Below are 13,082 nucleotides of genomic sequence, written 5' to 3'. Positions count from 1 at the left end.
GCCAGCTCCGTCTCCTCAGCCTTTTGAAGTCGCATCGTCCTTCGGTTCATCTGTCGGCAAAATGGTTTCAAAAGCGACTGCTTTTACCCCACCCTCCACCAGTTGTCGGCCGATACCACCTTGCTCGTTGACGATCACTTGCTCTGTCTCGACAAGGGTCCATTCGTTCTGCGACGTCCAGGCATAGACGGTTTCCTCGATGAACATCGCGACAAGCTCATGCGGATTATTTTTACGTTTACGAATCAACTGTACGCCTTTGCCTGCGCGTGCCTGGAGTGGGATCGCAGCAATGGCCGTGCGTTTTACAACCCCTTCAGCCGTCAACAAGCTAAAGGCACGAGAGTCGTCTTCCTCAATCGGAAGCAGCGTGATCACATCGTCGTCTGGAGCAAGTGCGATTGCTTTTACCCCGCTCGACGCTCTACCCGTTGCGCTGACTTCACTGCGCTGGAATCGAATGCCCATGCCATCCTTGGTCGCACCGAGTATCGCCCCAGCTTCGTCTGCAACAAACACATTCACAAATTCGTCATCGTCGGCTTTCAGCTTCGCAGCTACCAACGCACTGGAACGATTCGTTTCGTATTCGGACAACGCGGTCTTTTTCATCAAACCATTTTTACTTACATGGTAGACATACAGCGGTTGTTTGAAGTTCTCTACGATCGTAAAGCCAACGATTCGCTGATTTTTCTCCAATGGGATGATGTTGACGAGGGCAGAACCGATATCCTTCCACTTATCGTCCGGGAAGGCGTTGACCAGAGTAGCGAAGTATTTACCGTCCTGAGTAAAGAAGAGAGCAGTGTGGGACGTATTCGTCTCCATGAAATAACGGACACGGTCTCCCTCTTTTACACCACATGTCTCCAGCGTTCCCCCTACTGATTTGAAGGAACGCGGGCTCGTCCGCTTGATATATCCTTCGTTTGTGAGGGTTACGATGCAATCCTCTGCATTGATTTGCATGGCGATATCGATTTTGATTTCCTCGATCTCGCCCTGAATTTCTGTCAGGCGCTCTTCTGCATATTTTTTCTTGATCTCGTTCAGTTCGCCTGTAATGACTTGAATCAGCTTTTTCTCACTTGCCAAAATCGACTTAAGTTCCTCGATTTCTTTTGCCAGCGTTGCCAATTCTTTTTCCAGCTTAACGATATCCAGACGTGTCAAGGAAGCGAGCTGAATGCTCAAAATCGCATCCGCTTGGTTTTCGGTGAAGCCGTATTTCTCCATGATGTTATTCTTGGCATCTGCACGGTCTTCCGAATCCATAATCGTATCGACGATCTCACGCAAAATGGACTTGGCGCGAATCAAGCCTTCCACGATATGCTCGCGGCTTTGCTTTCGATTCAGATCATATTGGCAGCGATTCGTGACGACTTCTTTTTGGTGGTCGATGTACGCCCCCAACAAAGCCTTGAGTCCCATCTGGCGGATGGTCCCCTCATGAATCACGTTCATGTTGTAGTTGTAATAGATTTGCAGATCCGTATTTTTGTACAGGTAGTTGAGAATCGCCTGTTCATCTGCTTCCTTGCGAATATCCACTACGATACGGACTTTTTTCTGCTCGGCCTCTTTGCGACCGGTTTCATCGCGAACCGCCAGTGCCCCCTCGATTTTGCGCTCCATCACGAGCTCATCGATTTGGCCGACGAGCTTTGACTTGACCACTTCGTAAGGGATTTCGGAAATGACGATTTTTTTGATTTTGCCGCCTTTTGGCTCCTCGACATGGGTCTTCCCGCGAATGATGAATTGGCCACGGCCTGTCTCAAACGCCTTACGAATTCCGGACAGCCCTTGAACAATGCCGCCTGTTGGAAAATCTGGCCCCTTGACGTGCTGCATCAGCTCATCCAGCGAGATATTCGGGTTCTTCATTTGTGCAACAGCCGCATCGATGACTTCACCCAGATTGTGAGTCGGGATGTCTGTTGCAAAACCAACCGCGATCCCAGCAGCGCCATTCACGAGAAGATTCGGAAACCGTGAAGGCAATACTGCCGGTTGTTGAGCAGAGTTGTCGTAGTTCGGGATAAATGTAACCGTATCCTTTTCAATGTCGCGTAATAGCTCGTTGGCCAATGCCGACAGTCTGGATTCGGTATAACGCATAGCGGCTGGCGGGTCTGCGTCCAAGCTACCGAAGTTTCCGTGTCCTTGAATAAGCACCTGACGCATTTTCCACCATTGTGCCATCCGTACCATCGTTTCGTAAATCGCCGAGTCACCGTGCGGATGATAGGTACCCATCACGTATCCGACCGTTTTCGCTGATTTACGGTATGGTTTATCGTTCGTGTTGCCTTCTTGGTACATGGCATACAAAATACGGCGCTGTACCGGTTTTAGTCCATCGCGAGCATCTGGGATCGCGCGTGAGAGAATAACCAGGTTGGCATAGTCCCCAAAGCGCTTTCCCATAATCTCCGCGAAGCTCTGATTAATCACTTGATTGGACAGCATGCTTATTCATCCTCCCCCACTTCAAAGGTGACGTGGTTCTCGATCCACTCACGCCGTGGTGGGACTTTGTCACCCATCAAAACAGTTACCAGCTTCTCACAGTGAGCGAGGTCTTCCAGTTCAACCTTGATGAGCTTGCGCGTCTCAGGATCCATCGTTGTTTCCCAGAGCTGATCGGCGTTCATCTCACCCAAACCTTTGTAGCGTTGCACTTCAGCACCGCGTCCAGCCTTTTTCAACGCCTGTTCCAGCTCGTAATCACTCCAACAGTAGATCCCCTCTGTTTGCTTGCCCTTGCTCTGCTTTTTCACCTGATACAAAGGTGGTTGGGCAATATACAAGTGACCAGCTGCAATCATCGGGCGCATGTAGCGGAAGAAGAAGGTCAGTAAGAGCGTTTGAATGTGCGAGCCGTCAACGTCCGCGTCAGACATGATGATCACTTTATCGAACGCACAGTTTTCGATGGAAAACTCTTCGCCAATATCGGTTTCAAGCACCTCTAGGATCGTGCGGAACTCTTCATTCGCCAATACCTCTGATAGCTTTGCTTTTTCCGTGTTCAACGGCTTCCCGCGCAGGCTGAACAAGGCTTGGAACTCTGAATTACGTGCCTGTTTTGCAGAGCCACCCGCGGAATCCCCCTCGACGAGGAAGAGCTCATTGCGCTTGGAGTCTCTGTATTGCGGCGGAGTAAACTTTTCCGAAATCGATTTGCGCTTTTTCGCGGTTTTGCCTTTCTTGTCGCCGCGTAGTGCTTCGCGTTGTTTGCGCAGCTCTTCGCGAATCTCAGCAGAACGCAACGCCTTGTCAATTAGCAGCTTGCCTATTTCCGGATTTTCCTCGAGGAAGAAGCCTAGCTTTTCGGAAACAATCTGTTCTACAATTGCCCGTGCTTCTTCGTTCCCCAGCTTGTCTTTTGTTTGGGACTCAAACTGGACGTCAGCCATTTGCAATGACAATACACCGAGGAAACCTTCCCGCAAATCGTTTCCAGTCAAGTTCGGGTCTTTTTCTTTCAAGTACCCTTTTTTCCGGGCAAATTCATTAAAAATCCGGGTCGTACCGTTGCGGAAGCCCGTGACATGTGTTCCGCCGTCCGTTGTTACAATCGAGTTGACATAGGATACCAGTGTTTCCGCATAGCCGTCATTGTACTGAAAGGCCAGCTCAACGTAGATATTGTCCTTTTCTCCTTCGAAGTAAACAATCGGATGAAGGGTGTTTTTCCCCTCGTTTAAATAGGAAACGTATGATTTCAAGCCATCTTCGAAGTAAAACTCTTCCCGTTTCTTTTCCGGTCCGCGCTCATCAATCAAAACCATGCGCAGCTTTTTCAGAAGGAATGCCGTCTCACGAAAACGATCACGAATCGTCTCATAGTCAAAGCGAGCATTGCCAAACACCGCGTCATCCGGCAGAAAACGTACGGTTGTGCCTGTGCGTTTGGTGTTCCCTGTGATTTCAAGACCTGTAACAGGCTTACCGACATGCTCGATTCCATTTGCATCCACAACATATTCAAAGCGCTGCTTATGAATTTTGCCTTCGCGATGGATTTCGACCTCAAGCCATTTGGACAAGGCGACAACGACACTAGAGCCTACCCCGTGCAAGCCACCACTTTTTTTATATCCGCCGCCGCCGAATTTACCGCCGGCATGGAGCGTCGTAAAAATAACTTCTGGTACAGGTCGACCAGTCTTGTGCATACCGGTTGGAATTCCGCGTCCATGGTCTTCTACACTGACACTGCCATCCTTGTTCAAAGTGACGATGATGCTATCGTTAACACCGGCAAGCGACTCATCTTTGGCGTTATCTACAATTTCCCACAGCAGATGATGCAGGCCACGCGAGCCCGTGGAACCTATGTACATTCCAGGCCGCTTTCGAACGGCAATCAAGCCTTCTAAGACCTGAATGTCTTCTTCTGTATACGTTAGTGTTTGCTGTGTTTCTGTTTCCTTCAATCGCGCTCTCCCCTCTACTCTTCGGACACGTACCAAAACTTTTCATGCCTTTTTTACTGATGGCTAGCGTCGTTTTCACCTTTTTTGAAAAACGCCGAGATGTTTCAATCACCATGAGAGGTACGTTTTCCTAATAAAAGCGAACACTTAATCGCTATTGTACCGTATGGTTCCCATAGTATTCAACGCCAGTAGCAAAATGGGGCAAAAAAGCCACCTCGCCCCTAGCGAGATGGCCGATTATCCTCAGTATTCCTCGTTTCACATTCGTTCTGTACATGACAAGCATATTCCATTAATTAGTGTAGCACTAATGGTGAAGATTGGTCAAAACGAAAAACCAAAACATTTGTTTCCCTTTCTCTATTTCTTCCTCCATCATCGTAATCCTGCTACTATCAAGGAAAATATGCCAATTGTTCTTTTGTACCGTTCACTGCTTTGCCTCAGGTATTTCCATTCATCCGCGTTTTGGCTTTGGGCATCCTAGTAAGGCATCGATTCCTGAGGCGAAAAAGGGGGGAATAATATTGATCAGTGCTACCAAGCCGTTCGTCAAATTCCACAAGTATGATGCTGAGCTTGCTTCTGACGTTCACGCGTTAACTGCTGCCGGATACAACAGTGATGACATCTGGGTTTTGAAATGGAATCCTGATAAAAATCACTCAAATCAACGAAACAATTTTTATAAATACAGTACCCACTTTGAAAGTGCCGTCGGTCACATTGACAGCATGGCGCATTTCTTTGACAATGGCGGTAAAGAACTCCGTACGCGACTCGAAAAGCTCGGTCTTACGAAAGACGAGTGCTCTGCGCTGGTTCGCGAGCTACAGGAAACAGACTACACCTGCCTTCTCGTTGTACGAGACCTCAAGGATAACATTATTAAAATGAATGACTGATCGACTGCAAGAAAAAGCCACTGCTTGGGTTCTGACGCCAGCAGTGGCTTTTTTCGTTCATACCGGGATTACTTGTCTTCTTTAATGAGTTCGATGCCTTCCAGCACTTCGTTCAGCTTCGCGTAAACAGTGCTCTCCTCGTCCTCTTCCAATGGTACCATTTCGCCGCCGTCCACTTGGAATACGAAGATATCCACTTCTTCATCTTCTTCGCTTTCTTCGTCTTCCACCGCTTCAGCCAAGGCAATATATTCTTTACCGTTCAGGTCGAACATAGCCAATACTTCGAAATCCCCCAACGGTTCACCGTTTTCATCGTCCAATGTAATGATATCGCCCAACTCGAGGTCTTTGTTCTCTTCTGTCAATGTGTTCACGTCCTTATGCTGATATTCGTACTCTATTCCATCATACCGTTTTTTTCCGGGAGAAGCAAACAGGCGAATAACTCTCTGCCTTCCTTTGTCCATGAAAAACAACCTACCACTTTAGGCAGGTTGTTAGCTGATTACTCACTATACTCTTGAAGAACACCCTTTTCAAGCAAAAATGCTTCTTCTGCCTGAAGAATGGTCACGATCGCTTCGCGTTTGACATACAAGCCTGCAGATGCCAGACGGCTCTCAATCGCACGGAGCAGTTCTTCAAAATCAATGATCTGCACTTCTTGATCGCTCACAAAAAAACCTCCCTTTTCCCATGCACCTTTTTCATTGTACACGAACAGGTCGTTTCTTCCAACTCCACCATTTTCGGCGAATTGGTTTTAACAAATAAGCGCTCCATATGACAAGCACAAAGGAAAGAACCACGTACACACATGAGAAAAACAGCCACGGTGCAAAACTAATATCATCGGACTGATCGAATGATTCGCCTAAAATATCGAACAACACGATGATCGGGTTCATCCCTGCCAACATCTGCAACTCATACATGCTCCAAACATCCGAATTGACGTATCGTTCCGGATACGTCTGTTGCAAGGACTCACCGATGAAAAAGAACAGCAAGCCAGTACCTACCACAAAAAAGAAGGCAATCCCGTACGTGGTGACCGTCGAGATCGACGTTCGTTTAATCCAGGTAGAGCAGAACAACCCCAACGACCCTAGAAAAAACATATTCACCGCGAGAAAGAGAACGAGCTGAGCCATTTGTTCCGGGGATACGCTCCCGTACAGCATTACAATACTGTATAGAGGCATCGATGCAACCAAGAGCAGTGTGGAGAACGCTAAGGATGTGATGAGCTTGCTCAAAATAATCGTGCGCGTCGACAACTGTGTTGTCAGCAAAATATGCAAGGTCTGACGTTCTCTCTCTCCACTGATCGCTCCAGCAGTCAAAGCAGGTGCCACAAAGCAAACCATCGCGTAGTGTATACCCGCGGAAAGCAGGAACAGATCCCGACTATCCCCTAACGATTCGGCCTTAAGGGGGTCCATGAGCAAAAAGCCCATTGGTATTCCCCCCATGACAAACAAATACACGACTAAAATGAGCATGGTCTTTCTCGAGCGGAATCTGTCCCGCATTTCTTTTACCAAAAGAGGATTGAACAAGAAGTCGCTCACTCCATACCGACTCCTTCCGTAATCGCTAAGAAGACGTCTTCTAAATCTTTCTTGGAATCGCCATAGTAGACGACTGCGACCTGCTCATCCAGCAGTTCTTGAAGCAAATCAGCTTTTTGTTGCTCCGTCCCTTGAAAGTAGAAGCGAAAGCCTCCCATATATTCCGTCAATTGATGTACATACGGAGAGCTCGCTAACAGTAGTCCCGCTTTGTCCAAGTTCCGCAAGGCTCTTAGTTGCATACGGCTTTGTCCTGTGTCCCGATTGCTGACCTCATGTACAGAACCATACGCAATTAATCTGCCTTTTTCAATGACACCAATATCATCACACAACTCGGCTAGCTCCGGCAAAACATGGGAGCTGATAATAATCGTCTTGCCCATTGCACGTAGTTGCTTCATAATCTCACGTAATTCGATACGAGCTCGCGGGTCCAGTCCTGATGCGGGTTCATCCAAAATCAGCACAGCTGGATCATGTACCAGACAACGGGCTAGCCCCAGGCGCTGCTGCATACCTCGAGACAAAGAATCGACGAAAGCGTCTGCTTTGTGAGACAGATTCACCAGTTCCAAAAGATCAGTGACGAGCGCCCGTCTTTTGGAGGCAGGAATTTTGTAAGCTCCCGCATAAAACTCCAAATACTCTACAGCTGTCAAATTGTCGTACACGCCAAAAAAATCGGGCATGTAGCCAACAGACTGACGCACACTTGCAGGATCTTTCCGCACATTGTAGCCACAGACAAATGCTTCCCCTTCACTCTGTTCAAGAAGGGTAGACAAGATAAGCATCGTAGTTGATTTTCCGGCGCCATTCGGACCAATGAAACCGAACACCTTACCCGGCTCGATCGAGAGGTTCAAATCTGTCAATGCTTGCAAATTGCCGTATCTTTTTCCTAAATGAACGGTTTCGATTACCATTTTCGCACCCCCTCTACCTGGAAAATTGGCTCTGGTAGAGCTAATCTCGATGTTCCATTGTGGGAAAAGCGAAGCAATAATGTTTGATTTGGCGTCAATACTTGCTGGATATCATTATCGAGGACAAGTCTCTTCCCGCGCTCAACAGGTATCCACCTACCGCTCTTTTGATGGAAGTATTCTATCCGGAAAGGCTTGAATGAGCTGTGATTCAATGGTACCGTTATTCGCTTCATATTGATCGCCGCTTTGTCTGTACGCAACTCAAACGTAATGTTGCCCTTTCCCAGCTGCCAAATGTATCCGGTACTGTCGAAGTCCCCTGTCACTTCATACATATCAGCATCAAGCATGCCATAAGGAAACGTCACTAGACCTTGTTCATTCGGCTGGAATTGAATAGGCTGCTGTATGACATTCCAGTAATTCGCTTGATGAGGCACCTGCATTGTCATCAGAGGAAGAGGCTCTGTCGTTGTGCCTATGATACTTACCTGATTCCCCTCTTCATATTCAACCACTCTTTCCTGCATTTCTTTGATTCGTTCTTCAATCGTTTGCAATTCTTTTGTTGCCTGTGGTTTTCTTGGCATAAATAAGGGCTCAAGCACACTGTCAATCTGCTTTTCTTCTCCCTTTTTCAATGGCCCAAGCGGAATTCGCTGAAAACCAATTTCAATATAAGTCTGATCGTAGGCAAACTCCGTATTGTTTTTCACGTGCCCTTGCAGACGATTCTCATTGATTCGCAAGGAAGTATCGAAAGCACCCATGTCGTGCTTTACCCCGATACCGATCGCCTGTTTCGGTGTCAAATAGGGAAGATTGCGGAAAGAGAGAACCTCATCGCCATCCATGAGTCCCTCTGGTCGATAATCATTTCGCCCCACTGTCAAGGGCAGCGCAACGATCGACGGTTCAAGCTGAACATCGTATTCGTTTTGATCCACCCCCAAAAACGTTGCTGCTGAGCGAACATGAGCCAGAGACTCATCTAATATGTCGATCTTGGTTACTGCGTAGCTGGTACTCGTTTTCACAACAGCAGGCTTTCCTACCGCGAATATAGCGACGGTCAAGAAAATTCCTCCTGCCGGGATGACTCCCCACGCCCATTCAGGTTTTCTCATTCTTTTCAAAACGAAGTATGTCAATGGTGCGAGTACAATGACATATCCGCCCCACAACGCCACCATCCAGATCGGCAGAGGAGTCTGTACTTCAGGGATCTTTTTGCTCAAGTCAAGAAAAGGTCGGGTCATTTGATCCATATAAAGCTTCTCTTCAAATATCTTCTTGGCGCCATGCTGGATCATTGCATTTTGCCACAGTTGTGGATTGAACTGCCAGGATGCCAACGGCTCTACTGTCACATCATAGTTGACAAATAGCAGCAATCCTCTGCCGTACGATTTTGACACAAATAAGGGCAAGTCACGGTTGTATACACCTATCCTGCCATTTGGCGCAACTTTCGCAATGTCATACTCGCTTAATGCTTGCTGTAGCTCAATAGTACTAGCTTTTCCGGCTTCCACAGGGAGGATATCAGCAAACCGCTGGATCATTCCATCTTGATTGGGACCTGCGGAAACAACTACGATCCCTCCGAGCTGGATCCACTCCTTGATCGCTGCCATCTGTTGATCATTAATTGTGGAGCCGCTATTGCCTGCCAACGCTAACATGTCCATGTTTTCGTAAATCCACGATTGGTCAGGCAACATTTGTTCCGTGAGATTTTGTACGGACAAGGGGCGGTTCATTTTGGATTGTGATTGATTGACAGCAAGAAAATGAAACGCATTGCCTTCTTCGCTGATCACCCCAATCGTACGGCCATCTGTTGGGTAAGGAATACGCAACTTTTCGCTTTTGATAACTTGACCGTTTTGCGTCACCTGGACGTACCAATCATCGAGCAAGATTTGGGAAGGCATATCAAAGTACACGGTTGTACTTTTTCCTTGCTCGAGCTTTATTGGACGCCGCAGCTTAAATTCATTATTTTTTTTGACTTGTCGTTGAGATAACTCCACAGCCCCTGTGAAATTCTGTTCCTGGCTGGTTACCTTTACGCCTAGTCTCATCCATGATTCATATTTGACGATACCACCTAAAGGTATCTCGAATTGTATGTCTACGTTGTTCTCTGCCATAGCTGGGCGTATCGAAAAGCTAAGCCATGTGATGACAAAGATTAACACCCATTTCCATCTCATGCTTGTTCCTCCGCTCATTTTCGTGACGCCAAAGAGATAACCAGTTGTTGAAGTTGATCATGGCGTGAGATAAGCAGTAAGTTCTTACCCTTGTTTGCCCAGTTGCCTTTGATCAGCGCTTCAGATGACTGGTTTCGCAATGGTAGCTCGCGTGTCACAAAAGGCTCTTCACCCACGTTTACTTCCATCAGCGTTCCATTTGGGTGTGTATAGGTCAATTTCGTATCGGAGCTCCACGATGCCCACTGTCCCATTGCAAGCGAGGTAACTTTCCCTGTCCGTACTTCCATCAGCTGTACTTCACCAGCTTTATTGAAGGCAAGCAAGCTTCCATTTGGTGACCATGCAGGCTGAGAGCCTTCTACAAGCTTCCACTCTTGGAACGATACTGTACTGCTGACCCAAATTTCTTCGACGCCATTCTTGGAGCGGGTAAAGGCAAGCGAATCATCATGTTCAGACCAGCTTGGAGTAGAGTACAATACCCCTTCTTCTTCTTTCAGCAATCGGCTGCTGCCCATGCTGTAAGTCGTCGGCATCTCCACAATCCATATCCGCGATAATTTTTTATCCTGCTCGACAACAGCAATTTGGTTCCCAGAATTAGACCACGCTACTCCCGTGTATTTGCCTTCGGTTGGCGGCAGCTTGATCGTGACTGGCTTTATTTCCTCATCGATTGGCATGGTTTTCAGCTCTGCATTGTTATTGATATAAGTAAGCTGAGTCGCTTTCCGATCAATATCAACAAGCTCCGCGGTCGCTTGTGCTGGCAGCTTAAGTACTTCATTCTCTCGAACGGCAAGAGAGGTATTGTTCCACCACACAAATCCTCCTATGGCAATCGCAAGTGCAGCAGCCGCGATTCCGGTCCAAACCTGCCTTCCCCATTTTTGGGGTGCAGTACTTGGAGCTTTTGCCTGTTTCGCTTCGAGTTCTCTCATTTTCTGGAGCAATTGTTTTTTGAGGTCTGATTTTAACTGATAATTGACAGGAACCGACCCGCGCATCTGCTTCAAATGGGCTAGGAGTTGGGTTACAGTCTGATCATCGGATTGATGATCCTGGGGGCGCTTCTCCTCTTCTCTCATTCGGAGTCCCCCCTCTCATACATCTTTTGAAGTTTTTGTAATCCGCGATAAGAAATCATTTTGATACTGGATTCAGTTTTGCCGAGCACCTCAGCTACCTGACTGATTTTGAGGTCAGCAAAGTAACGGAGCATCAACACGTCTCGTTGATCCTGAGACAACAAGTCCAGACGATCACGAAGCTGACGAATCTCTTCATTCGTCAGCGCTTGTCGTTCTGGCTGCCATGTGTCGTCTGGTTCTGCTCCTAAAAAATCTTCTTGGTCAACCGGAAACTCCCTGTTTTTCCGCATAAAATCGACATATGTATTGTGCGCAATACGAAAGATCCATGATGCGAAAGGACTTGTTCTGCTATATTGCTCGAATTTTTCTAGCGCTTTTAAAAAGACCACGGTGGTCAAATCATCGGCATCCCACGTACTTTGAACTCGGCATCGTAAATACCGGTTGACGCGATCAAAATACTCGTCATACAGTTCCGTAAATGGACGAGATTCATAATAATCTCCGGATGATGGCCCCGACGGTTGCTTCATAGCCATTCCCATTTGCGTTTTCCTCGGTTTCTTCCAGACTGAAGCATGCCCTCAGAATGGACTTTCTCCACTGCATTCTGAGACTACTCTAACTAAGTAATACGTATTTCTTAGGAAGAAAGTTTCATAATGTGGCAAAGTTTTTTGAATTATTTCCCTAATGCGGCATCTAATTCTAACAGAATGTCTTGAACAGCCTCGATTCCGACCGATAACCGTACCAGTCCCATCGTAATTCCAGTCTCCCTGCGCTGCTCTTCAGAAAAAGCACGGTGGGATGTCGTAACGGGATGAGAGACACTCGTCTCCACTCCTGCAAGGGACGGAGCTAATTTGATCCAGTCAAGTGCCCGGTAAAAGTCGTAAATCTTCGTCTCGTCTGCCAGTACAAATGATACCATTGCCCCCTGTTTTTGCCGTGAAAAAAAGAAGGTATCGGTAGGACTTGGGTAATATACTTGTCCAACTGCAGGATGATCACGAAGAAACGCAGCGATCTGGCTGGCATTATCGCATTGACGCTCCATTCTCACTGCCAATGTTTTCAAACCGCGAGATGTCAACCAGGCCTCAAAAGGACTGAGCGATGCACCGTAGTTGGCTACAATCTCCGTGGCACGCTTGACTTTCGCATGGGATCCAACCAGGACACCCGACGTCACATCACTATGTCCACCAATGTATTTGGTTCCACTATGTACCACGAGATCTGCTCCGAACGAAATTGGTTGTACCAAATACGGAGTTGCAAACGTATTATCCACCATGACGGTTAAGCCAAGATGCTTTGCTTCCTTGATCCAGTAAGGCAGTTCCACAACTGTCAATAGCGGATTTGTGATGGTCTCCAAGAAAAACATCCGCGTAGATGGGCGAACATGATCGGCAAGATTTGTCATTTGGCCAAGCTGGATGCACTCAAGCTCGATCCCAAACCGAGAAAGCTCCTTGTGCAGTAGAGCATAGGTACCGCCATAAATTTCATGGGAAGCCAGCACGTGATCACCAGGGGAAAGAACGGCAAGTAAACCCGCCATGATCGCTCCCATACCGGAGGCAGCACTGACGCCTGCTTCTGCTCCTTCTAAAACAGCGATTGCACGAGCCAGCTCTGCTTGGTTGGGGTTGCCATTTCGGGTATACAAGTATTCTCCTTCGCCGACGTAGTACTGTTCTACTTCTTCCAAGCCTTCGAAGGCAAATACGGAGGTTTGATAAATCGGTGTAGATTTGCTCTTTACTCGCCGCAAAGGGTCATGTCCAATATGTACCGTTTTGGTCTCAAATCGCTCTGCCACATTGATCACCCTTTTCTCCCAATCATACCACGCGAGATTGGAAAGGAAACTAGCGGATTGGCAAAAG

The 13,082-nt window shown here is 47.4% G+C and carries 11 protein-coding genes; 1 reads left to right on the top strand and 10 read right to left on the bottom strand.

Features of this window, described 5'->3' with window-relative positions; genetic code table 11:
• Nucleotides 1–15 precede the first annotated feature (15 nt).
• Entirely contained in the window at nt 16–2,478 is a 2,463-nt protein-coding gene (gene parC / locus C7R93_RS21140; protein ID WP_412679456.1) for a DNA topoisomerase IV subunit A, read from the bottom strand.
• 2 nt (nt 2,479–2,480) lie between these two features.
• On the bottom strand, nt 2,481–4,451 hold the full coding sequence (locus tag C7R93_RS21135) for a DNA gyrase/topoisomerase IV subunit B (RefSeq protein ID WP_106840665.1): 1,971 nt from the start codon (nt 4,449–4,451) through the stop codon (nt 2,481–2,483).
• Nucleotides 4,452–4,981: 530 nt separating this feature from the next.
• Between C7R93_RS21135 and C7R93_RS21130 the strand changes: the two genes are divergently transcribed.
• Nucleotides 4,982–5,359 carry a YflT domain-containing protein gene (locus tag C7R93_RS21130; RefSeq protein WP_106840664.1) on the top strand — a complete coding sequence of 126 codons (378 nt, stop codon included), beginning with the start codon at nt 4,982–4,984 and terminating at the stop codon, nt 5,357–5,359.
• Between the two features lie 68 nt (nt 5,360–5,427).
• Here the strand turns inward: C7R93_RS21130 and C7R93_RS21125 are convergent, their stop codons facing one another.
• The 8 genes from C7R93_RS21125 to C7R93_RS21090 form a co-directional block, all read right to left on the bottom strand.
• Nucleotides 5,428–5,829, bottom strand: a complete 402-nt coding sequence (locus C7R93_RS21125; RefSeq protein ID WP_244191606.1) for a DUF1292 domain-containing protein — start codon at nt 5,827–5,829, stop codon at nt 5,428–5,430.
• Nucleotides 5,830–5,867: 38 nt separating this feature from the next.
• Entirely contained in the window at nt 5,868–6,080 is a 213-nt protein-coding gene (locus C7R93_RS21120) for a hypothetical protein (protein ID WP_106840663.1), read from the bottom strand.
• On the bottom strand, nt 6,070–6,936 hold the full coding sequence (locus C7R93_RS21115; RefSeq protein WP_106840662.1) for an ABC transporter permease: 867 nt from the start codon (nt 6,934–6,936) through the stop codon (nt 6,070–6,072). The genes C7R93_RS21120 and C7R93_RS21115 overlap by 11 nt, the downstream gene beginning before the upstream one ends.
• On the bottom strand, nt 6,933–7,865 hold the full coding sequence (locus C7R93_RS21110; RefSeq protein WP_106840661.1) for an ABC transporter ATP-binding protein: 933 nt from the start codon (nt 7,863–7,865) through the stop codon (nt 6,933–6,935). Before C7R93_RS21110 ends, C7R93_RS21115 begins: the two co-directional genes overlap by 4 nt.
• Nucleotides 7,859–10,087, bottom strand: a complete 2,229-nt coding sequence (locus tag C7R93_RS21105; RefSeq protein WP_106840660.1) for a hypothetical protein — start codon at nt 10,085–10,087, stop codon at nt 7,859–7,861. The genes C7R93_RS21110 and C7R93_RS21105 overlap by 7 nt, the downstream gene beginning before the upstream one ends.
• A 14-nt stretch (nt 10,088–10,101) precedes the next feature.
• Nucleotides 10,102–11,178, bottom strand: coding sequence for a TolB family protein (locus C7R93_RS21100; protein WP_106840659.1), 1,077 nt, complete (start codon nt 11,176–11,178; stop codon nt 10,102–10,104).
• Nucleotides 11,175–11,729 (bottom strand): RNA polymerase sigma factor, encoded by a 555-nt coding sequence (locus C7R93_RS21095; protein ID WP_106840658.1) that lies wholly within the window; start codon nt 11,727–11,729, stop codon nt 11,175–11,177. The genes C7R93_RS21100 and C7R93_RS21095 overlap by 4 nt, the downstream gene beginning before the upstream one ends.
• A gap of 137 nt (nt 11,730–11,866) precedes the next feature.
• A complete protein-coding gene (locus C7R93_RS21090) occupies nt 11,867–13,024 on the bottom strand; it encodes a trans-sulfuration enzyme family protein (RefSeq protein WP_106840657.1) in 1,158 nt (385 codons plus the stop codon).
• Nucleotides 13,025–13,082 lie beyond the last annotated feature (58 nt).

This window comes from Brevibacillus fortis (genome assembly GCF_003013395.1).
GTDB classification, from domain to species: Bacteria; Bacillota; Bacilli; order Brevibacillales; family Brevibacillaceae; genus Brevibacillus; species Brevibacillus fortis.
The sequence above is the reverse complement of the archived record's forward strand: the minus strand, read 5'-3'. Positions and strand labels throughout refer to the sequence as shown.